16 protein-coding genes and 1 pseudogene are annotated in these 22,792 nt (G+C 60.6%); 12 read left to right on the plus strand and 5 right to left on the minus strand.

Annotated features, from left to right (window positions below; all coding sequences use genetic code 11):
• Nucleotides 1-111 precede the first annotated feature (111 nt).
• The gene (locus KPG66_RS00065; protein WP_237069670.1) at nt 112-552 is read left to right on the plus strand and encodes a CesT family type III secretion system chaperone; all 441 of its coding nucleotides are present in this window, start codon (nt 112-114) and stop codon (nt 550-552) included.
• 391 nt (nt 553-943) lie between these two features.
• On the opposite strand, the gene KPG66_RS00070 is transcribed toward KPG66_RS00065, so the two are convergent.
• From KPG66_RS00070 to KPG66_RS00080, 3 genes and pseudogenes are all read right to left on the minus strand, one after another.
• A complete protein-coding gene (locus KPG66_RS00070; protein WP_237069671.1) occupies nt 944-6,874 on the minus strand; it encodes a DUF3320 domain-containing protein in 5,931 nt (1,976 codons plus the stop codon).
• An 88-nt stretch (nt 6,875-6,962) separates the two neighbouring features.
• Nucleotides 6,963-7,139 (minus strand): hypothetical protein, encoded by a 177-nt coding sequence (locus KPG66_RS00075; RefSeq protein WP_442929379.1) that lies wholly within the window; start codon nt 7,137-7,139, stop codon nt 6,963-6,965.
• 83 nt (nt 7,140-7,222) lie between these two features.
• Nucleotides 7,223-7,483: pseudogene (locus tag KPG66_RS00080) on the minus strand (helix-turn-helix domain-containing protein).
• A gap of 571 nt (nt 7,484-8,054) precedes the next feature.
• Here KPG66_RS00080 and KPG66_RS00085 point away from each other — a divergent pair.
• The 3 genes from KPG66_RS00085 to KPG66_RS00095 all read left to right on the plus strand — a co-directional run bounded on the left by KPG66_RS00085 (nt 8,055) and on the right by KPG66_RS00095 (nt 11,156).
• Nucleotides 8,055-8,555: a molybdopterin-dependent oxidoreductase gene (locus KPG66_RS00085; RefSeq protein ID WP_237069672.1), complete on the plus strand. Its 501-nt coding sequence runs from the start codon at nt 8,055-8,057 to the stop codon at nt 8,553-8,555.
• Nucleotides 8,556-8,667: 112 nt separating this feature from the next.
• On the plus strand, nt 8,668-10,380 hold the full coding sequence (locus KPG66_RS00090) for an ATP-binding response regulator (protein WP_237069673.1): 1,713 nt from the start codon (nt 8,668-8,670) through the stop codon (nt 10,378-10,380).
• Nucleotides 10,377-11,156: an SDR family oxidoreductase gene (locus KPG66_RS00095; RefSeq protein ID WP_237069674.1), complete on the plus strand. Its 780-nt coding sequence runs from the start codon at nt 10,377-10,379 to the stop codon at nt 11,154-11,156. The genes KPG66_RS00090 and KPG66_RS00095 overlap by 4 nt, the downstream gene beginning before the upstream one ends.
• Nucleotides 11,157-11,175: 19 nt before the next feature.
• On the opposite strand, the gene KPG66_RS00100 is transcribed toward KPG66_RS00095, so the two are convergent.
• Nucleotides 11,176-12,051, minus strand: a complete 876-nt coding sequence (locus KPG66_RS00100; RefSeq protein WP_272907000.1) for a helix-turn-helix domain-containing protein — start codon at nt 12,049-12,051, stop codon at nt 11,176-11,178.
• Between the two features lie 706 nt (nt 12,052-12,757).
• Here KPG66_RS00100 and KPG66_RS00105 point away from each other — a divergent pair.
• The 8 genes from KPG66_RS00105 to KPG66_RS00140 all read left to right on the plus strand — a co-directional run bounded on the left by KPG66_RS00105 (nt 12,758) and on the right by KPG66_RS00140 (nt 21,737).
• Nucleotides 12,758-13,210: a hypothetical protein gene (locus KPG66_RS00105; protein WP_237069676.1), complete on the plus strand. Its 453-nt coding sequence runs from the start codon at nt 12,758-12,760 to the stop codon at nt 13,208-13,210.
• 148 nt (nt 13,211-13,358) lie between these two features.
• The gene (locus KPG66_RS00110) at nt 13,359-14,822 is read left to right on the plus strand and encodes an MFS transporter (RefSeq protein WP_237069677.1); all 1,464 of its coding nucleotides are present in this window, start codon (nt 13,359-13,361) and stop codon (nt 14,820-14,822) included.
• Complete coding sequence (locus KPG66_RS00115; RefSeq protein ID WP_237069678.1) at nt 14,819-16,402, plus strand: FGGY family carbohydrate kinase; 1,584 nt, start codon at nt 14,819-14,821, stop codon at nt 16,400-16,402. Before KPG66_RS00110 ends, KPG66_RS00115 begins: the two co-directional genes overlap by 4 nt.
• A gap of 18 nt (nt 16,403-16,420) precedes the next feature.
• Nucleotides 16,421-18,100: a glycerol-3-phosphate dehydrogenase/oxidase gene (locus tag KPG66_RS00120; RefSeq protein ID WP_237069679.1), complete on the plus strand. Its 1,680-nt coding sequence runs from the start codon at nt 16,421-16,423 to the stop codon at nt 18,098-18,100.
• A complete protein-coding gene (locus tag KPG66_RS00125) occupies nt 18,097-19,656 on the plus strand; it encodes an FAD-binding oxidoreductase (RefSeq protein ID WP_237069680.1) in 1,560 nt (519 codons plus the stop codon). Before KPG66_RS00120 ends, KPG66_RS00125 begins: the two co-directional genes overlap by 4 nt.
• Before the next feature lie 9 nt (nt 19,657-19,665).
• The gene (locus KPG66_RS00130; RefSeq protein WP_237069681.1) at nt 19,666-20,241 is read left to right on the plus strand and encodes a glycerol-3-phosphate responsive antiterminator; all 576 of its coding nucleotides are present in this window, start codon (nt 19,666-19,668) and stop codon (nt 20,239-20,241) included.
• Between the two features lie 33 nt (nt 20,242-20,274).
• On the plus strand, nt 20,275-20,583 hold the full coding sequence (locus tag KPG66_RS00135; protein ID WP_237069682.1) for a putative quinol monooxygenase: 309 nt from the start codon (nt 20,275-20,277) through the stop codon (nt 20,581-20,583).
• Nucleotides 20,580-21,737, plus strand: coding sequence for an iron-containing alcohol dehydrogenase (locus KPG66_RS00140; protein WP_237069683.1), 1,158 nt, complete (start codon nt 20,580-20,582; stop codon nt 21,735-21,737). Before KPG66_RS00135 ends, KPG66_RS00140 begins: the two co-directional genes overlap by 4 nt.
• Before the next feature lie 111 nt (nt 21,738-21,848).
• Here the strand turns inward: KPG66_RS00140 and KPG66_RS00145 are convergent, their stop codons facing one another.
• Nucleotides 21,849-22,748: a LysR family transcriptional regulator gene (locus KPG66_RS00145; protein ID WP_237069684.1), complete on the minus strand. Its 900-nt coding sequence runs from the start codon at nt 22,746-22,748 to the stop codon at nt 21,849-21,851.
• Nucleotides 22,749-22,792 lie beyond the last annotated feature (44 nt).

Raw genomic sequence — 22,792 nt, forward strand, 5'->3', positions numbered from 1 at the left:
TTACATGCCGCGAAATTAATTTTTTCATAAAAAGTTTTTTTAGATCTTCAAAACAGCGCTTCACTTTTTGAACGGTCATGCGCTATTGCATCTATTGGCAGTAAAAATACTATGAATCATTTTTTTGCAGTCATGCACTTTCAAGCTAAAGAACGCGTGCGCAGGTGTCTTGAAGCACTTGGTCAACGTCACCGCATCGCCGGCTTGACACTGGATGCCAATGACGAGGCAGGGATCGAGCTAGCGTGGGGGGAGCGTTTGTACCTAAGGTTCAATGCTGAATCAAACAAACTGTATATATACGCACCCTTTGCGCCGTTGAATGATGCTCAGGATGGGCAAGTTCTTGCCGATATGTTGCGTTTGAATTGTTTGGAAGTAGGCACGCGTGGCGGTGTAATTTCAATTTCTGAACCGATGGACGCATTCGTCTATCATCTCGGTTTGCCTGTCGAGACGCTTAAGCCTGATGCGCTTGAGCAAGCAATCGAAAAATTTATCGAAGAACGCCAGCGCCTCGCTCAACGGTTTCGACAAATCCGGCAACTTTAACGTCCTTTGAAAGTCCGGACACACTCTGCCACTTACAATAGCGGGTAGGCATAAGACTGTGAATACGACTAATAACAGGCAAGAGCGATGGTTACCCCGCAGCACCGTGTCAATGCAAACCAACTGTTTCAGTGGCGCACGCTACACTAGCTTATTGGCGGTGAGTGCTGACGAGAAAGTGGTGCGGGCTGTCAGCAGCACGTTAAAAATAGCTCTTCCACACTTTGTGTGAAGTTTCATGTCACAAATCAGCACCGATCCAGCACGCGAATACGAAGCAGCTGGAAGCCGGCGCGGCCATTCCTCGACCCAGTAACCAGCGGCCTATTCGGCGAGTAGACCAAATCCTGAACATCAACGCGTCCCCGAAACAACGCCTACCTACGCTAACTCAGTTCCGCAACCGAATAGACCCGCCCTCCATAACCACTGTTGCCTGGACGCGTCCGTGGGTCAGCGCCCGAGAAATCCGTATGCCGGCCTCGGCAGTTGCCCTAGCCACACCGAGTAGTCGGCAAACCGCTTTTACCAATCCCTCTTGCGACGTACCACCTTGTTGCATCAATATATACATAGCCGCATTACCCAATTCTTCAAGGCTAATCTCATCGATACTGCGGCGCGTTTCGGGGTCACCTCCTGGTACCCGGATACCTTCCCAGGTGCTTGGGTTAGCATGCCCTGGCCAATAAAAAGTGATGTCGTTGTCCGTCGTACGGGTCACCTGCTTGGGCATCACTGCAATCAAATGAGCCTCAATGCGACTACCAACCCTAGACAACCCCCAAGCCCGCGTCACACGCTTGAACACTATCGCCTGCGATACCGGTCCTTCCGTTTCGATTACCTTGAGTAACTGCCCGGCCAAAGTCGGCATCGAGCAGCTCTCGTAGAAGAGGTGGGGGTTGCCTCTGTCCAAGCGGGTCAGTTCGTATTCGGGCAACTGAGTAGCAGGCGCAATCGACTCGACAACCAATCCGGCCCGGGCATACAAAGCATGCGGCGCTTCTTCATACTTCTCCTCTTCCGGCAGCTCAACAGGCGGTTCGTCCTCGGTCGGCACCGTCGCTACCAACTCTTCCAGTCGGGCCACAAGCTTTCGTATCGGCTCTTGCGGATTCAACCACCAGTCCGTGGACCATATACGATACAGTTTCCAACCCAGCCCTTCAAGGACATGCTGGCGGAGCCGGTCACGGTCGCGCGCAGTTGCGCCGGAGTGATACATGGCGCCATCGCATTCGACGCCCAGCAGATAGCGTCCCGGCGCACGCGGGTCGACCACGCCAATATCAACCCGGTATCCGGACACGCCAACCTGCGGGTGGACTGTCCAACCTTTCTCACGAAGTGCGGAAATCACCTGCTGCTCGAACGGGCTATCGGGCTCCCGTCCAGTCGGCACATTTTGCTCCACCAGGGCGCGTGGGCCTCGAATGGCGAACTCCAGGTAGTTCTTCAGATCTCGTACGCCGGCAGCCCGGACGCGCGACAGGTCAATCTGCTCGGGAAGCAGCGTACTAAAAATCACGACGCCGACACGAGCACGTGATACGGCCACGTTGAGACGCCGATGGCCGCCCTCTAGGTTCAACGGCCCAAAGTTGAGGCTGATCTTGCCCGATGCATCGGGGCCGTAGGTAATGGAGAAGAAGATGATGTCCCGCTCATCACCTTGGACGTTTTCCAGGTTCTTGATGAACAGCGGCTCCTGCGCCGCCTGTGCAATAGCCTGGTCTAGTTGCTGAGACGCTCGACGGCGTCCATCCAGCATCCGCTCAATCAGGCTTTGCTGTGCCTGATTGAAGGTCACTACGCCGAGCGTCAGATGCCGCTTCGCCGAGTCCAGATAGTGCCGCTCAATTGCCTTGACGATGGCATCGGCTTCCGCCCGATTAGTTCGCGAACCACCGCGGTCGTAGACACCCAGTACGCGTTCAAAACGCACGCTCTGGTCATTTGTCATCGGCGACGGGAACGTGACCAATTCGTTATTGTAGTACGTGACATTGCTGAAGGTAATCAGCCCTTCATGCTTGCTTCGGTAGTGCCATTTCAACCGCAGCTCAGGCAGGCCGATACTGAGACACTCGTCCAAGATGCTTTCAAGGTCTTGAACATCGTCGCTATCCGCCCCGACTTCCGAGTCATCTGACCGGCAGAAGAAGCTGGTCGGCGGCAGTTGCTTCGGGTCGCCGACGCAGACAAGCTGCTTGCCGCGCGCAATTGCACCGACGGCGTCCCACACCGGAATCTGAGATGCTTCGTCGAAGATGACCACATCAAACTGAGCGTGCGACGCGTCCAGATACTGGGCAACTGACAAGGGTGACATCAGCAGGCATGGCTTCAGCCGGGTCATCAGACTCGGCAGGCTTTGCATCAGCTGCCGAATCGGCATGTGCTTGCGCTGCTTCTGCAATTCGCGCCGTAGCTTCCCCAGTTCAGCATCAGCACCGGGCACAACTTCGAGGCTCGTCGGAATCTGACCCGCAAGTTTGGCCACAATATATTGCTGGGTCAGCTTCTGAAACCGCTCGTCGGCCTCGTTGAACTCAGCAATCTTGCGGTTATGCTCGGCACTCGAGAAGTTGCAGAGCACCGGCTCGCGGTCAATCGCTTTGCGCAGCCACCAGCTCTGGTAGCTGTATTCGAAGAACGTTGCCGCAGCGGACAATGGCACCTCGCCAGCCTCCAGTGCATCCACAATACTCTGCAACCCGCTGTTGATTGCATTGATGCGGGATTTCCGCCACAGGCACCACGGCTGCAGTTGCCGCGAAGCAGATTGCCATCTTTGAAGCAGGTTCAACAGCCGAGGAATCACGCTGGCGGCCGCTGGATCGAGTCCGAAGTTAGCCTGACAGTGTCCAAGCTCAATGACCTGGCGGAGTTGAGTCATGACGTCCCGATAGCAATCGCGGTACGCCAACAAACTGGAGCCGAGAGGCATGCCTGCTTTCAGCATGCCCCGGTTGTCGGAAACAAACAGCTGCAGCTTTGCGCGGAGCGTCTGGGCCAACTCGATGTCGTTGTCCGCGATTGCCGCTACCGCGTCCGCAAATGACGTCGCCCACCGCTCAGCCGACTCTACGGCGTTCCAGTCCGTCTTCGACGCAGCGAACGCTTCATGGAGCAATTGCGACGCGTCATGAGACATAGACTCGATGATCTTGTCCTCGGCATTGACGGCGGTCAATGCCGTAATGATGGACGGAACATCGCCACCTGGTGGGCGACGCTGGTCCTGTCGATACAGTCGCAATCGTCCGGTAACCGCACGCCGGGCAAATAGGCGCTTCGGCCACCAGGTATGGGTCGCCGCCGCCCACTGCAGTTTCAGCTCCGACGCATTTAGGGTGGCCACGTCTTCCACGTAGTGTTTGCTCAGCGGCTCCCATGCCTGATTGCGCGCGAGGCCATGGCGCCGCAGGTTGGCAAGTCGGTTGCGCGTAGATTCGTCATGCGCCGACCGGGCGACCTCGATAGGAACGGTGGGCGCGGTAGAGAGCGCGTCGGCCAGTACATCCAATTGGCCCAGCCCATTCAGGGAAAAAGCAATTTTAGGAAGGCCCAATTGATCCAGCAGGTTCGATGCAGCCTCATCCAGCCTCTTGATTTGGGCTTCAAACGCCGAAACCGCGTCGAGAAACTCTTGCTGCCAGGACGCCATCCATTCGGTTTTGTGGACGGCTGCCAGAGGATGGTTCTGCAAACCGGTCAACTGGCCAGCCAGAGCGCCCATCTGGCGACAGCTCTCACGCAGCGCCTCGAGCCAAGCACGATCATGTACATCTGCATCCGCCCACGGCATCGCGCCAGGCCGCCACTGCGCATACTGCAGGCTGGTTCCGATGGCCTCGTAAATGGTCAGGTCGTTCGGATGGATGTGATGTAGCGCACGCGCGACGCCATTGAGGTCTGCACGAAGCGTTAGAAGCCGTTCTGACTCCCGTTCCCAATCCTTCACCGTACGTGTGCTGGCAGCATCAAGCGCGACGCCAAGCTGCTTCAGAACATCCCTTTTTTTAGCCTTGGACGAATGCAGCTCAAGACAAAATGGCCCCAAACCGAGGCTGCTGAGCCGACGATGTACGACCTCCAGCGCGGCCATCTTCTCCGAGACAAACAGCACGGTCTTCCCAGTCGCCAACAAGTGCGCAATCAGGTTCGAGATGGTCTGGCTCTTACCCGTACCTGGCGGACCCTCGATGACAAGATTCTTGCCTTCGGCAGCGACGCAAACGGCACGCAACTGCGACGAATCCGATAGCAACGGCGTAAATAGGTCTTGAGGTCGGAACTTCTCATCCAGGGTACTGGGCTCGAATCCAGTCGCGCTGTCAGCCAATGCCTTGCCGAGATTGTTAATTAAATGAGCGACAACGCTGTTTTCCTGAAGCTGCTTCTGGCGGTCCTGGAGGTCCTTCCACATCAGATACTTCGTGAACGAAAAGATACCTAGATGCACCTGCTCCTTGACCTCCCATCCCTTCATTTCGCCCACATGCAGCCGGAAGATCTGCAGAATCCGGTTGACGTCGATACCACGATCATCAGTCAGTAAATCGTCGAACGACGGTAGCCTCGGGCTGAAATCTTGCTGCAACTTTTGTAGCAGCGTCGGATTCACGAGCGCGTCGTCGTCGTGACGGGCCAGGCGGAAACCACTCCGGACGGATTGGCGGAACAACGTGACTGGGATGAGCAAAATAGGCGCTAGGTGGCTGGATTCGGCATCCTGGCTCTCTTGCCACTCCAACATTCCAAAAGCCAGAAACAGCGTATTGGCCCCGCCTTCTTCCATGCTCGTGCTGGCCGTTCGAAATATCTCGAGAAGCCTGCTTTCCAGCGCTTCCTCGTCGATGTCTATGATGATTTCGTTTCGATCAAGCGCGTCGGTCGCTAGGTCATCCATTGCCGCCGTACCGTTCCGTCCGGTGTACACATCGGCATCGCGACCATCCGAACCGGACATCATCTTTGGTTTCGCACGAACGCGGAATTCGTTTCCGTCTGCCAGCCGATCTTCTAGCGCACCCGGGTTAGGGCAGATGACGCGCAGTGTCGACTTGGTCGGCTTGAAATTCAGAAGCTTGTTTCGAAGCGTCAGGTCGAGCAGCTTGCTCTTCCATTTCGCCAGTCGGCCTTCAGGTGTGTCGAATGTAACATTATCGCGCAGTGGAACGACGACCGGGTCCAGCGGCGGCAATTGCGGCACGTCCTCAATGATGGGCATTTCGGCCTTGGCAATCGGGACAGCAGACGCATCGACCTGCGACGAGCGCGATGGCAGGGGACGAAGCTGGACTTCGCGTGCGCGCCGGATATCTACTGCATACGCGAACTCATCCTCGTCATTCAGGTGTTCCTGACCACGAGCGCAGGCCCAGCGAAGGGACGGTTTATGTCCGCCCGCTACGCTGGTGGTCTCAAAAACCATGAACTCGCCGGATTTCACCCGCTTGCGAACAGCCTGAACGTCGTCTACCAATGCGGTCGGGAAACTGGTCTCTATCAGCCAGACACCGACCCAGGCGTGACCTTCCTTGAACAGCACAACGGGATGCAGGCCCGCCTGCTCCAAGCAAGACGCAAACAGCATGGCGAGGTCTAGGCACGTCGCGAGCTTGCCATCCAGAATGCGTTCCGGCGTCCGAATTTTCTGACCGTCATTGCCGAACGACGCCGGCGGGTTGGAATATTGGATGTCCTCAGCAACTATCGTGCTGTAGATAGCCGACACCTGTTTCCAGACCTTCTCACGATTCTTGGACTGGTATCCGTCCATGGTCAGGTCGGCCGACGTCTGGCGCAACAACCCGGATGCTCGTGCGAGAAGCTTGTCTACGACCCGCGAGTTTGGCATGCAAAACGCGGCAAGCAGTTCGGGTAGCGACCGTGTGCCGGCCCACTGGTCGTAGGCGAGCACATCTATGTTGTGCGTTGCCGTTACGAGTGCCGTTTCCCGAGCATGCAGCGTTGCTGTGATGACCGCTCGCTCAGATTCGTCGAGCTGGCTGAAATACTGATGATCAGGGCGTAGGTCGACCGGTGCAAGGCGACGGCTCTCTCCAGGCATCAATGCCTCGAAGTGAAAACGGGCACTTTCGGCAAAAGCCGGCACACATTTGACCATGAGTTCAATATCAGAGAGCGTTGTTTCACCCTTATTTGTGACCCGAATTTCACGGATGACCGGAACATGATTCTGAATCGCCGCATATCCTATCGTCAGGTCGGCAATAACCTGAACGTCAGGTAGCTTTCCGTCGGTGTCGGTCGTCAGATCCTTAGCATTATCTGCCTGTTCCTGCGTCATCACTCCGTTCCCCATACTGTGTTCAAACGACAAGGTAATTTGCGTGGTTGTCGCCTGTCCTTACCCGTTGCTACGATTGCCGCGGGCATCACGCTGGCGGCAGTTCCGCTTGCACCTGCGCGACCACCTTTGGCGCCCGAACGACCCGTTCCTGAAGCAATGGCTCCGCGTTTCCTCCATAGCCGAGCTTTTGGGCCGTGCTATTGAAGTGCCGGCGCTGGATGGCGTGCATATGATAGTGCCGGTTCTTGCCCAGCAGCGCCATAGCAAGCTTAAGGTCCTGCTCGGCCCACGTAATCGCCGTTGGCCCAAAGCGTCAGGGTTTGACTGTGCGAGCGCCGCCCCATCTCACCACTGCGTCTTGTTGGTCGATTCGAGGCGCTCGCGCTCGCCCAGCCGCAGTTCCAGCCCGACGGCCGTGCACCAGCCCAGCAACTGCTTGAAACTCAGCGATTCCGGGTGTTGTTCCAGATAGGAAACGCGGTTCTAGTTCAGCCCCAATCGGGTCGCCACCTCGGCCTGTGTCAGCTTGCCACGCTTACGAGCCGCCTTCAGCAGTTGACCTAGCTGCAAAGCAGTCACAAGCGGTTGGAACCCCCAGCAGCACATTGACAATACGCGAATGCTTCGCTAAACGCTTCACCGGTACGCCAGTCACGACCCGCACGCAAAAAAGCGGGGGTAACATGGGCTAACCACCGCATCACTGAACCCACCACCTCGTCATAAAAAGCAAGCATTCTGTCTTTTTGTAAAAAGGACAGACGCAAGCATTGCGACACACGGGCACCGACGATATGCTGGCTTAGTTTCCAACCTCGTCCAGACAAATCTGTCTATTTATGAATGGCTGCACCGAGGATCCGCCTATCTGATAGCGATAGCGATGTGGCCGTTTGTAGCTGCAAGGTGTGCGGCGCACCGGCTGGTTTGGACGGGTACGCTGATTTTTCGAAAAGCTGCGTCGATCCCGCAACGACGAGCAAGCAAACCCACTGCCGATACCCTATATGCACTGCAGTCAACGCGGTCGGCTGTCCACGAGTGCGTTTAATCATTTGAGCGACGGCTTGCATGTCGCATTCCACAGCCAGCCGCCGTGGCTATCAGTTGAACCGCTTGTCTAGCATGTGAATCCCGAGATACCGCTTGAGCCAATGGGCTCGTCAGGAGAACCTGCATGAACAAGTTTGCAACGCTCGCGAGAGGCCTCGCGCTCGTCCTGTTCGTCTTCGGCGGCCTCGCGCAGGCCACGCCGATGCAACTGGACGTCACCGGCAATATCCAACGCACGAATGTGCCAGGTACTCACATGTACCGTTTCACGGAACAGGAATGGCGGTCAATGCCGCGTGCCCAGTTCACCACGGCCACGAACTGGACGCCCTCGTCGCAGTTTTCCGGCGTGCTTTTGAGCGACGTGCTATCGAAGGTGGGCGCAAAGGGAACGACGCTCCGGGTGACAGCACACGATGGCTATGTATCGTATGCGGTCCCGATCAGCGACGCGCACCGGTACGGCGTGATTCTAGCCGACCAAATCAACGGCAAACAGCTGACGCTCAGGGATTTTGGTCCGCTGTTTCTTGTCTACCCCCGCGACAAGTTCCCAAAGGAATTGAATCGCTCAGAGGTCGCCGGGCGGTTCGTGTGGCAGGTGAAGTCGATTGAGGTCAAATGATACGTGTCAATGGCCTCGTTGGTCGCGGGCAGGCACCTTGTTGGGGGTGGCGCTCGCGCTGGTGATAGCGGCATGGGGCTATACGGCACTTCAATGGACCAGCACGGAACCCATGTCCGTGTACAAGCTGGCCGGTCCGCAGGAAAACTACTACTGGGCACCCGCTCAGTTCAAGTTCAATGCAGATCGCCTGGAAAACCTGCTTTTGCGATATGCAAGCGGCGACAGCCAGGACCTGGATGAGATCCAGCGTTCCTATGAGATCCTGGTGTCAAAGTTCTCGCTTATTTCGAAGCCGTCGGATACCACGCAGGTACAACTGAGCGTGCCGGACTATGTGCAGGCCGTCGCGGCAATCGAACATTGCCTGCAAACGATCGATCCGCTCATCGTCAATCTGCAACCGGGCGACAGGTCGACGGCGCGTGTCATCGCCGACCACCTGCACGCGCTAGATGAGTCAACCCTGCAATTTGCGCAAGGCATTGGCGAAGCGGAAAACAAACGTCGCGACATTGCGCTGGAGGACTTCCGACACAAGCGCCGGGCGCTGTGGGCGATCAGTATCGGTGCAGCTTCGTTGACGAGTTCGTTATTAATCGCGTTGACCATCGCCACATATCGTGGCATGCGCGCCGCCCAGCGGGAGCGGATCTGGAGAATCGCCGAGCAAAGCGCGACGGCATCAGCCAATGCGTCATTGAAAGCCAAGAGTGCGTTTCTGGGGGCGATCGGGCACGAGATCCGCACACCGTTACAAACGATATCGGCCGGTCTTTCGAGTCTCGCGGATGCCGAACTGTCGACAAGGAGCATGCGCGCCGTGTTGCGAATGGAGCAAGCGGCCGAACAAATCGACGCGCAACTGCGAGACCTGGCTGATTATGCAAGGCTGGACGCAGGCAAGCTCAAGTTGCGCATCGCGCCGGTGGATCTAATCGATATCGTGCAGCAGGTCGCCACGCAGATGCGGCCGATGGCCGCGCTCAAGCAGCTGTCTGTGCAGATCGACACGTGCGGCATCGTATGGTTGATTCACTCCGATCAGCAACGGATACGGCAGATCCTGCTTAACCTAGTCGACAACGCAATCAAGTATTCGACTCAAGGCGACGTGCTGATCCGTGCGACGCAGCACATTGCGGCATCGGAGTGCGTCACGCGGATCGCAGTAACCGACCACGGCATTGGCATCCCGGAGCAGGCCAAGGAAAAGTTGTTTGAGCCGTTCGTGCAGCTTGACGACGGCAACACGCGAAGCCACGCGGGCATCGGCATGGGTCTGGCCATTGTCGATGGGCTGGTGCGACTGCTCGGCGGTCATATTACCGTTACGTCGACGCTCGGCGTTGGATCGACGTTCGAAGTCACGTTTCGCGAACCGACCGACTCGTTGATACGTCGCGGGCAGCCGAGCGACGACAGGCAAAGCGCGCTGCCGAACACGCCGCTGAGCGGCAAGCAGGCGCTGGTGGTGGATGATCAGCCTCAGATGCGCGACGCGCTGGTCGCGCTCATGCGCAGCTTGGGTTTGGCCGTTACCGCCGTGGACTCAGCGTGGGAAGCCAGAGTCATGCTCAGCCAGCGGGAAGTGGATGTCGCGCTCATTGACCTGCAGATGCCGGGGGAAGGCGGCGCTTCGTTGGCGCGATGGATCCGCAAAACCGGCGCGCCTCATTCAAAGCTGATTGGCATGAGCGCATCGGCGCCGGAGCTGCTCAGTGAAACGCAATTGGCCATGTTCGACGATCTTTTGATGAAACCGATCCGGATTGACGCGCTGCGCACCGCATTCGGAAACCTGTTGGATGGAGAGTCTTCATGAGCGTCGGTAAGGTAGCACTGGTGACCGGTTCGGCCAAACGGGCCGGCAGGGAAATCCTGGAGCATCTCGCAAAAAACGGGTATCGCGTGGCGGTGCACGCGCACACAGCGCGCGACGAGGCGGAAACGGCCGCATTGGCGCTGCAGCATGCCGGATATGACGCACTTGCCTTTAACGGCGACCTACGGGACGCCGCTCAGATCGACCAACTCATCCAGGATGTCTTCGCACACTTCGGCCGGCTGGACCTGCTGGTCAACAACGCAGCGGTTTTTTGGCAAGACGATTTCGTCGACTTTTCCGTGCAAGCGCTGGATCAGGCATGGGCAGTGAATTGCAGGGCGCCGATCCTGCTGACGCGGGCCTTCCACGACTGCGCGAAGGCCGCGGGTGCAACCGGTGCAGTGGTCAATGTCGTGGACCAAAAGGTGAAAGGCAACTTCCACCGCGACCACTTCACTTATACGGTCGGAAAGACCGCGCTCGGCAACCTGACGCAAATGCTTGCGATCTCTGCCGCGCCGGTCTTACGCATTAACGCAGTCTTTCCCGGGCTGATGCTGCCCAGCGACAGCCAGACCGATGCGGACTTCAAGTACGCGGCCCACCAGTCCAACTTGTTGGGCAGGGTGGCCGGCCCGGCCGATGTCGCAGCGGCGGTCCTGCTGCTGGCTTCCCCGGCCTACAACGGCACCGATTTCGTCGTCGATAGCGGCCAGAACCTGATACCCGTGCAGCAAGACGTCATCTATCTGCATCGCGCACCGCGGTCCTAACGCATCACGCACCGCGGTCCTAGCCAGGCGCGCCCGCCTTGAGTCGCCGCGCCAGCTCCACCGCCACCCAGTTCAGCCGCGCGGGCTTCTCAAAGGGTTTCACATCGTATTGCTGGATCACCCGCGCCACGTCATCCTCGTTCGCCTCACCCGTCACGAGCTTGCCGGTCAGCAGCAAAATGGGCGCGTCGCCGTGGCGCGACTGCCGGATCGACTGGATGGTCTGTTCGGCCGTGCCGCTCTCCAGTAGCCAGTCAACAATGAATCCGTCAAACACGTTCTCGCGAAGCGCCGCGCGAAACGTCGCCTCCGTGTTGTACGGTCGGGCAACATAGCCACGGGAATGGAAATACGAGCACATCTCGGCAGTCAATAGCGCATCGTCGTCGAGTATCGCAATGACCGGGCTCGCCTCAGGCGCACTTCGAGCGCGTATCAGAATCTGCTCGACCACGAAATAGTCGCCCTCCGGCGCCGCCTCAACCGGAAACACCTTCCATCGATTGCCGTCCTTGAGCGCAACGAACTCCAGCCCCGACACGTCATGCGCCCGCTCTCCAATATCGGCTAAGCAACGATAGACAGCATCGCCAACATAAAACACCGCTTCTTGCATCTTCGCGGCTATTGCGCCAACCGGCTCACTCGAGTCGATGCCATCGAGCAGTATCGCCGCAGATTCGCCATACGCTTGTGCCACCGCCTTGACCTGCGCAATGGTCCACGGATTGGCCCCCTTCATTTTCCGGTGCGCCTGCGAATAGCTCAGCCCGAGAATGCGCTGAACCTCCGCCGCATGCTGGCGTTTGCCAACGCCATGCCGGTTCAGCAAATCATGGATTCGCATGGCAATCGCTAGCGACTCTTCTGAAACCTTGTCTTCGCTTGGAAACATGTAATGTCCGGGTCGTCTGCTCCGCCCCAACTTTAGGAGAAAAATTGCATGACATGCAACATTATTTTAAGAAATTCATTAATATATTGCTTGACATACGATGTTTAGCCGCTAATACTTGCACCTCGTACAAATATTTGGTTTGTTATTGCTGGATGCACATGGTACTCGTCATGAATGCAATCAATCCGACATGACGGCATGGGGTCAGTCGAACGCGATGGATTGAGTGGCCCGTGCCGGCATCAATTCAGCGTGGTTCGCCGCAGATTCGATAAGCCGATAGTGCAACGGTAAGACGCACGCCTAAATGGATTGCGCAGCCGGTTGCCCTCAATTGACGAAAACCCATGCAGTCAAACAATTGATCACGCAAAAGGCCATGCAATTTGTTGCATGGCAATCATCGCCGCATTGCGCCGTCGGGTTCATTCAAACCACCCGGCGCGTCTACAACATCGAACCGCTCCTAATGGAACGCAACCCTATCCGCACGGTTTGATCATGCTGGCTAATGTGAAAGCAAAAGCCACGTGGCCATTTCTCTTAACGTGGAGGCAACAACGCTGACAATGAACGAGCGTAGTGCAGGCAGGCCTGGACAGCAGGCGACAGTACAGCGAGACACGAATGGACCGGTCCCGCCTTTGCATGTCGGAGGCCACGGATGCCGGGAGTGGGACACAGCGGCATCGGAGGTGGCGGCATGAGCTTTGAGTCAGGTACACGCACGAGCGCCACTTTGGAACGGCCGTTGACGTATGAGGAACTGAACCGCCGTGCCGTCGCGTTCGAGGTGGCCAAATGGTTACAGATCGGCGCGGCGGCGATCATCGTACTGCTGTGCATGATGATTATCTACCGCGCGCTACAAGATATCGACGCGGGCCGCGGCGGCCATTGGAAAATCGCCATGGCGTTGTTAACCGGCCATCTGGCCGTGCTCTGGGCCATTTTGCGCGCGATGCGCAGCAATCGATATCAGCCGCTGGGCGAAGATGACGAACCGGCGGCTACACTGCTGCTGGAGGGGATGCGGCACGATGCGCAAGTACTGGCCTACTGCCAGGCCATCCAGGACGAGCCACGCGCGTTGACGGGTCACGACATCGACGTCTTACGGCGCTATCGCCAATCTATGGGCGCGGGATCCGGCTAGTTCCTCCGCGCTTGACACGCCGCCCACACTCGCCGTAAAGTGGGCGCACAGATCTAGATAAGAGACTATCTGTAAGATGGTCTCTTGCGCGCATCGATCGCGTTGTCTGTTCTGGCCTCTTACAGAATCATGAGAATGGAGGCCGGCAGTGCAAGCAATCGCGATCAAGATTCGTGGCATTGAAGACATCATATCGTTCCTCGACTCGCGGCCCGGCATCGTGGGCAGCGCTGGCCTCATTTGGTGGCTGTCGCTCGGTGGGTTGTTTCTCGACGCATTCGCCAATTCAGCGCTGAGCGCGGGCCTCGGGCCGATGACGCGCGACCTCCATTTGACGGCGGCGCAGGTGGCGCTGTTAACGTCGTTCGCCTCATGGGTGGCGATTGCGTTCAATCCAATCGGCGGTTGGATGGCGGACCGCTGGGGCCGGATTCGCCCCCTCATCATCGCAAAACTACTGTCGGTGCTCGGCGCGGTGCTGGTGGTGCTCGCACCGAACTTCGAAGTGATCCTGCTGGGACGCTTCTTCGTCGGCATGGCGTACGGTATCGATTTCGCGATCGCCATGGCGATGCTGGCCGAGTTCACGCCAGCACGCTTGAAAAGCCGCCTAAACGCGTGGCAAGGCATGTGGTACGCGGCGGTATGCACGAACTTGTTGCTGGCGTTGCTGTTCCACTCATGGAACGTCGGGGATGCGATCTGGCGCTACTCGGTGGCGGCCACTGTCGTATTCGGTGTCGCCATTGTGCTCATGCAGTTCGCATTCCTGGTTGAAAGCCCGATTTGGCTCGCCCGCAGGAACAGGCTGGATGACGCGGTCCGTGCGATGACGCAAATCTATGGTCGTCCATTCGTCGCTGCGCCGCTGCATGAGCGCGTGCCACTGATCAACCCGGCAACGCGCGGGCTGGCCAACGTGCTGTTGATCTTTCGCGGCGTGTACCTGCCGCGCACGATTCTGGCGGCCACCGTGCAGATCGGCCAATCGATCGAGTACTTCGCCATCGGCTGGTATTTGCCGCTGATCAGCGCGGCGCTGTTCGGCAAGGATTTTGTGTACGCGACGCTCGGCGCACTGGTATTCAACGTATTCGGTATCGCGGGCGGCTTCGCCTCGCCGCTAATCGCACGCCGGCTGGGCTTGCGGCACGCGTCGGCCATCGGATTTGCAGCGGTCTTCGCGATGTTGCTGATACTGGGCCTGTTCCATGCCCGGATGCCGCTGTGGGCGTGCGTGGTCATTCCATCGTTGTTCATTCTGTTTCATTCCGGCGGGCCGGGGGCGAATGGCAAGACTCTGTCATCGCTGTCGTTCCGCGGCGAACTGCGTGCCAGCGCCAACGGCATTGTCGGCGCGCTCGGCTCGATCGGTGCGGCGCTGGGACTGCTCGTCTTCCCGCTGTTCCTAGAACGCTACGGCTTGGAGCAGACCTTTCTGATCCTGGCCGTCGTGCCGCTTACCGCCAGTGCGATCTGCTTTGCGATTCGCTGGGATCCCACGCGCACGGTGATCACCCCAGATAACGAGCCGGACGCACCTCATTTCAAGGACATCCCGCCGTCCAAGCCGGCGCTCACGAACCCCGTCATCGAGAAGACCCCGCTATGACCGCGCATCGAAACGCCATCCTTGCGATCGACGAAGGCACGTCTGGTACACGGGCCGCGCTAGTCGATGCCAGTGGACACGTATTCTGCCTCGAATATCTGCCGCTGCGCGTGGACAGCCCGCAACCAGGGGTCGTTGAGCAAGATGCGAATGCGATCCTGGACAAGACCATCGCAGTCTGCCGCGCGACGCTGGCACAGGCCGCCCAGCAAGGGGTGCGTGTTGTCGCGGCGGCCATCTCCACCCAACGGGCAACGGCCGTGCTATGGGACACGCACACGGGACGGGCACTGGTCCCCGCGATGGTCTGGCAGGACACGCGTCATGCGGCCGAGCTTGACCGCCTAGCCGCCACATGGGACCGCAGGTTAAGGGCGAGCGTGGGTCGGCCCGCCGGCGTGCGCTCGCCGTATCTATGGGCCGCCCATCAACTGCGCACGGTGCCAGCGGTCGCCGATGCGTTCCACGCACGCCGACTCGCGTTTGGCACGATTGACACCTGGCTACTGTGGCACCTGTCCACCGAGCGCGCATGTGTGACCACGCCGACCAATGCGACTTCAGCTAGCGCCTATCTGCTGGGCGAGCACCGGTATTTCGACGCCTGGGTCGATGCGCTGGGCTTTCCGCGCGAGCTGTTGCCGGCGTTGCGCGAGGACGCGGACACGTTTGGCCGCACCCGGTCCGATTTACTCGGGCTCGATGTGCCGATTCTGGCCTGCGCGGGCGACCAGTTTGCCGGCGCGGTCGGACTCGGGTGTCTCGATCGTGGGCAATCGATGTGCGTGCACGGTACGGGTAGCTTTGTCGACCTGCTAACGGGCCCGGCCCTACCGTACACCACGCTCATGGATGGGCATGGGCATGGGCATGGGCATGGGCATGGGCATGGGCATGGGCAACAGCCATCATACGACGCAACGCTGGCCATGACAGCGCGCCGCCATGGCGGCGTTTCACACTATTCGCTCGAAAATTTCGTCGCCACGACGGGCTCCGCGCTGAATTGGGTTTGCGACACGTTGCGCTGGTTCGATCACCCAGAGCAAATCAGCGCCCTGGCCCGCCCTGTGTCGTCGGCGCACGGCGTGTTATTCGTCCCCGCCTTGACCGGGTTGCGCGTGCCGCAGATGGAGCCCAGCGCCCGCGCATCGCTGTCCGGGATATCGATTGCGACCACGCGGGAAGAGATCGCGTTCGCCCTCCTCGAGGGCATTGGCCATTCGGTGGCGTCATGCATGGAGGCGAACCAGGCGGTGGCACGTATCGACGTGCATGAGCTGGTGGTCGGCGGCGGCCTGTCGGGCAGCGACGTGCTGCTGCAGATCCAGGCGGATCTGAGCGGCCTGCCGGTGCAGCGTATCCGCGAAAGCGACCGTGCGAGCCTACGTGGCGCGGCGTTTCTGGCCGGCGCCTCGGGCCTGTTGTGGGACTCGCTGGACGCAGCCCGCGCCACGCTGGTCACCGACGCGGTGTTCGAGCCGTCGCCCGACACCGGCTTGCGGCAACAGCGGCGCGCGAAATGGCACGCGCGCATCCAATCTGAACTTGCTCATGCGGCCGATTTCGATCACGGTTGAGTACGGAGATTCACCAGTATGATTTTCTTGCCATCCAGACGGCCCAGGCAGGATCGGGCTGCGATGACGACCACGTCGCCACTGCGCGTGGTACGCGAGGAACAGCTCGCGCGCCTGAGCGATGACACATTCGACATGTTGATCGTCGGGGGCGGCGTCACCGGCGCCTACGCGGCACTGGACGCGAGCCTGCGCGGCTATCGCGTCGCTTTAATCGAGAAGAGCGACTTTGCGTCCGGGACGTCGTCCAAATCCTCGAAGATGGTTCATGGCGGCCTGCGCTACATCGAGCAAGGCAATCTCAGCCTGGTGCGCCACTCGCTGCTGGAACGGCAGCGCCTGCGCCGCAATGCGCGTCACCTGGTGCAACGGCTGCCGTTCCTGTTCCCGGTGATGGAGCGCGACGGCGTGTTCGACCAGCGCCTGGCGAAGGCCTTCGAGGGTCTGTTGTGGACGTATGACCTCGCTGGCGGCTGGCGCGAAGGCATCCTGCACCAGAAACTGACCAAGGCCGAAGTGCTGTCGCACTGTCCAACGTTCAACGAAGCGTACCTGAGCGGCGGCTTCCTGTATTTCGATGCGCGCGTGGACGATGCGCGGCTGACGCTGACGCTGGCACGCACCGCGGCGTTTCACGGCGCGGCGGTGGTCAATCATGCGCGCGTGGCCGAGGTCACCCGTAACGAGCAAGGACACGTCGACGGTGCCATCGTGCATGCCGACGGCTGCGAGATCCGCGTGCGCGCCGGCGTGGTGATCATGGCAACCGGCGTCTGGCTGCGCGACTGGGACGGGCGCCGCAAAGGGGATACACCAGCGCTCCAGGTACGACCAGCCAAGGGCGTACACGTGGCGATTCCGTGGTTAAAGATCCGCAACGACTGCACCGTTACGATCCCGGTGCCGGGCCGCAATCGGCGTGCGACGATCACCCGCTGGGGCAACGTCTCGTATCTAGGCACTACCGACGAAGACTACGACGGTGACCTGGATAACGTGTACTGCACGCGCCAAGAACTCGATTTCCTGCTGGAAGGCGCCCGCTCGGCTTTGAAGACAGACCTGCAGCCGCACGACGTGGTGGGCAGCATCGCCGGCTGCCGACCGTTGGTCGGCCCCCCTGGCGGCAAGACAATCGAGATGCGCCGCAACCACGAAATCCGCGTCGCGCCCGACGGCCTGGTGACGATTGTCGGCGGCAAGCTGACGACCTCCCGGCACATGGCGGAGCAAACCATCGACGCGGCGCAGAAAGTCATTGGCAAACGCGCGCCATGCCGCACGAAATCGGCCTACCTGCTGGGCGCGGCCGGCTACGACCCGCAGGCGATCGTCGCCTCGGGCGGACTGGCCGCGCATCTGGGCGAGCGCTACGGCACCGAAGCGCGTTTCGTCAGCGACCTGATCGATGCGCACCCGTCGCTACTCGCCCCGATCGTCGAGGGCTTGCCGTACAGCGAAGCGGAAGTGGTCTACGCTGCGCGCCATGAGTTGGCGCGCAGCGTAGACGACGTGCTGTCGCGGCGCACACGCGCGCGATTGATGGCGCGCGATGCGTCAGCTCGCGCCGCACCGCGCGTGGGCCAGATTTTAAAGGCGGAGCTCGGCTTGTCCGACGCGCTCGTCGCCAGCCAGGTGCGCGACTACGTCGCGGCCGTCCAATACGAGAAATCGGTCCTCATCGGAGATAACGGATGATCAGCAAGGAAGCCATTCAGCGCGGCTACAACCGTGGCAATTATGTCGTCGGCGCTCACACGCCGCCACCGTACTCGCTGAACCTGTCCAGTGTGCCGGACAACGCGCCGGCCGGCGGCATGCAGCGCGCACCGGTGCAGGTCTCGGAGCAGCAATGCGACGCGCTGCGGGAAATCGCCGACGAGGTGATTACGCAGCCGGCGCAAGTGGTCGCGTGGACCCGTGACTGGTGGGCCGCCTCGATGGTCACGGAAACCGCCGGCCAGCCGGCCACGCCGCACGCCATCGTCGTGCGCGTGTCCAGCGTCGCGCAGATCCAGGCGGTGATGCGCATTGCGCATGCGGCGTCGATTCCGGTGACGGCGTCGGCCGGGCGCAGTAACGTCACCGGCGCGGCACTGCCGGTGCGTGGCGGCATCGTGCTGGACTTGTGCGGCCTGAACCGGCTGCTCGGCGTGGACCATGAAAGCCAACTCGTCGAGGTGGAGGCGGGTATGTTCGGCGACGTGTTCGAGGCGTCGCTGCAGCGCGAGCACAAGTTGACGATGGGACACTGGCCGTCGTCGTTTGGCATCAGCACCATAGGGGGGTGGATCGCCTGCCGAGGCGCCGGGCAGCTGTCCACGCGCTACGGCAAGATCGAGGACATGGTGTACGGCATGGACGTCGTGCTGGCCGACGGCTCGCTAATCAGCGTCGGCGGCTATCCGCGCGCGGCGGTCGGGCCGGACCTGCAGCAGCTGTTTATCGGCAGCGAAGGCACGCTGGGCATCATCGTGCGGGCACGATTGAAGCTGCACCGTCTGCCGGACTATGGTCGGGCGATCGCCTATGGCTTCGACTCGTTCGCCGCCGGCCTGCACGCGTGCCGCGAGATCATGCAGCGCGGCGCCCATCCGGCGGCGTTGCGTCTGTACGATGCACTCGAAAGCGGCGTGCAATTCGGCCTGCCAGACACGAATGTGCTGCTGATCGCCGACGAGGGCACGCGCGAACTCGTGGATGCGGGGATGAGAGTCTGCGAGCAGGTGTGCGAGCCGCAAGGGCAGCGGCTGGCCGGGGACGCGATCTTTGAGAAGTGGCTCGACACGCGGTACTTGACCGGCAAGAGCGCGGAGGGCTTCAAACGCAGCCCGGGGTTCGTCGCCGACACGCTGGAGATGGCGGGGCGCTGGCGCGATCTGGCCGCGATCTATCGTGACGTAGTCGATGCGCTGCAATCGGTACCGGGTACGTTGGCGGGCTCCGCGCACCAGTCGCATGCCTATGTGGACGGTGCGTGCTTGTACTTCTCATTGCGTGGCGAAGTCGCCATCGAGCAGCGCGCCGCGTGGTATCGCCGTGCGTGGGACGCGGCCAATGCCGTGCTGATCCAATACAATGCGACGCTAAGCCACCACCATGGCGTAGGTCTACTGCGCGCGCCCTACATGCGCGACTCGCTGGGCAGCGCGTTCCCCGTGCTGCAAGCACTCAAGCGTACGCTGGATCCGAAGAACATCCTCAATCCTGGTAAGCTCGGCCTGGATGACGACATCGTCTCGCCGGCAAGCTGATATTTCGATATGGACAAATCCCTCGGAGCGCGTCTCGCCCGACATCCTGTCATCGCGACACTGTACGGCGCCGAGCAGCTCGACAGCTTCATCAGCAGCGCGGCCGAGGTCGGCATCGTGGCTAACGTCGAGTTGCGCAAACTGCAGGCGGTCGTGGCCGCGCTGACGCGCGCCGGCAAGTGCGTGATCGTCAATATCGACAGCTGCGATGGGCTGTCGCAGGATAAGGGCGGCGTTGACTATCTCGTTGATATTGGCGTCACCAGCCTGGTGTCCACGCGCGTGGCGACGGTGCAGCGCGCCAACCGCGCCGGCCTGATGACAATGCAGAAGGTCTTCGTGACGGATCGCTCGACGTGGCCGCGCAGCGTCAAAGCGATCGAGCAGAGCGATCCCAATCTGGTGCAGCTGATGCCGGCACCGATGCTGCCGCACCTACGTGAGCAAGACCGTGCGGCGCTGCCGCCGATCGTCGCGTCGGGCTTCATCTGCAATGAGCACGATGTGCGCCAGGCGCAGGCGCACGGCGCGGTGGCGGTGTCCACCAGCGACAGTCAATTATGGAATCTGACTACGCCGCGCTGAACGCGCGATGGACCGTGGAGGAGGAAATCAACGGTGACGCCACCCTACTTGCAGGTCATTGCCCACTATTTCGCCAAGCCCGGGCAGAGTGAGCGCGTGCTGGCGCTGCTCGACGCGCTCGCGCGCGCCACGCGCGATGAGCCGAAAAACTTGGACTACCAGTTCTTCCGCTCGCCGCACGATCCTGACCATTTTGTGATCCTCGAACAGTATACCGACGCAACGGGATTGGACGAACATCGGCAAACGCCGCATTTTCAGCAGATCGGTTACAAGCAAATCATTCCGATACTCAAACGCCGCGAGGTCAGCAGCCACATGGTGCACGGAGCCAGCCAATGATCCCATTTCGCTTTCAGACCGTGCCAACGGTCATCGTGGAGTTCGGCGCGGCACGCCGGCTCGGCACATTGCTGCGTGAGCACTTCGGCACGCTCAGCCGGCTGTGCGTGGTGACCGACGCACTCCTGCATCGCAGCGGGCTGCTCAGGCCCGCGCTAGCGGACCTCACTGCACAGGGCTGGCATGTCACCGTCATCGATGACGTGGTGGCCGATCCGCCCGAACAGGTAGTGCTCGACGCCGCCGCACGCGCCTCGGCCGTCGGTGCCGAGATCGTGCTCGGACTCGGCGGCGGCTCGTCAATGGACGTGGCCAAGCTGATCGCCGTCCTGGTGGCCGGGCAGCAACCGCTGGCCGAGATGTACGGCGTAGGCAACGTACGTGGCACGCGCGTGCCGCTGGTGCAAATGCCGACCACCGCGGGCACCGGCTCGGAAGTCACCGCGGTGTCGATCGTCACGCTCGGCGAGGCGCGCAAGATGGGCGTGGTCGCGCCGCAACTGTTCGCTGATGTCGCGATTCTGGACGCGGAACTCACGCTTGGCCTGCCGCGCGCGGCGACCGCGGCCACCGGCATCGATGCCATGGTGCATGCGATCGAGGCGTACACGTCGGCACGCCTGAAGAACCCACTATCGGACAGGCTCGCGCTGCAGGCGCTGGAGCTGTTGTCCCGCCACCTGCTGCCGGCGTGCGACAACGGGCAGGACCGCGCAGCGCGCGAGGCAATGCTGCTCGGCGCGATGCTGGCCGGACAAGCTTTCGCCAATGCGCCGGTGGCCGCCGTACACGCGCTCGCGTATCCGATCGGCGGCCTGTTCCACGTGCCGCACGGTTTGTCCAACGCCCTCGTGCTACCCCACGTGCTGCGCTTCAACGCGAACGCGGCCGCACAGCAGTATGCGCAGCTTGCCGAAATCATCGCGCCCGACGCACGCGGCAGCGACGAAGCCAGGACAGCGGCATGGATTGCACAGATCGATGCGCTGATTGCCGCCACCGGGATCCCGAGGACGCTGCGCGAAGTCGGCGTCGGCCGGCACGAATTGCCGAGAATGGCCGCCGACGCGATGCTGCAAACCCGCCTGCTCGTGAACAATCCTCGCGAAGTTGGCGAAGCCGACGCCCTCGCCATCTACGAGCAGGCCTGGTAAGACCCTACGTTTTCGTGTGCTCGGCCCGCACGTCTTTCACGGCAGGCACCACAGCGGTCATTTGAACCTGCAGCGGATCGTGACCGGCCACCATGAGCCAAGGCGGGTCAGCTACGCTGCCGCATAGTGGGCTGAATGCCGCGCAAGCGCGACGAAGGCGGCGAGGTAGTCGGTGTCGGCATCCGCCTCGCGCATACCCACGAAGATCTGCTTGGCGATGCCGTCGCGTCCCAGCCGCACCGGCTCGATCGGCATCTTGTTCGCATATTCCTGCACCAGCCAGCGCGGCAGCGCGGCAACGCCGCGGCCGCTGGCGACCATTTGCACCATGATGTCGGTGGTCTCGATCGTCTTGTGACGCTTCGGCCGCACGCCGGCCGGCACCAGAAATTGCGCATATATGTCAAGCCGGTCAATATCGACCGGATAGGTGATCAGCACTTCGCCGGTCAACTGCGCCGGCTCGACGTGCGTGCCACGTGTCAGTGCGTGTCCGCGCTGGACCACCAGCACCTGCTCGTAGTCAAACACCGGCTCGAAACGAAGGCCCGCGCGGTGCAATGGATCGGGCGTGACCAAAATATCAATGTCATAGACGAACAGCGCGCCAATGCCGCCGAACTGGAACTTCTGCTTTACGTCCACATCGACGTCCGGCCACTGCGCCAGGTACGGCGACACAACCTTCAGCAACCATTGGTAGCAGGGGTGGCATTCCATTCCGATGCGCAGCGTACCACGCTCGCCCTGCGCGTACTGTGCCAAGCGCGCCTGCGCGTGCTCCAGCTGCGGCAGTACGCGATTGGCGACCGATAACAGGTATTCGCCCGCCTGCGTCAGCCGCAGGTTGCGGCCTTCGCGGCGCCAGACCGCCGTGCCCAGCATTTGCTCCATTTTCTTTACCGTGTGGCTCAGCGCCGACTGGGTCAGGCACAACACTTCGGCGGCAGCGGTCAATGAACCGCGCCGGTCAACCTCGCGCACGATCGCCAGGTGAATACGTTCGAGCATCTCGAGGCATGAGTATATTTAATGGGACAATGAAATAATGCCAC

This window comes from Mycetohabitans sp. B2 (assembly GCF_021733735.1).
Lineage (GTDB): Bacteria > Pseudomonadota > Gammaproteobacteria > Burkholderiales > Burkholderiaceae > Mycetohabitans > Mycetohabitans rhizoxinica.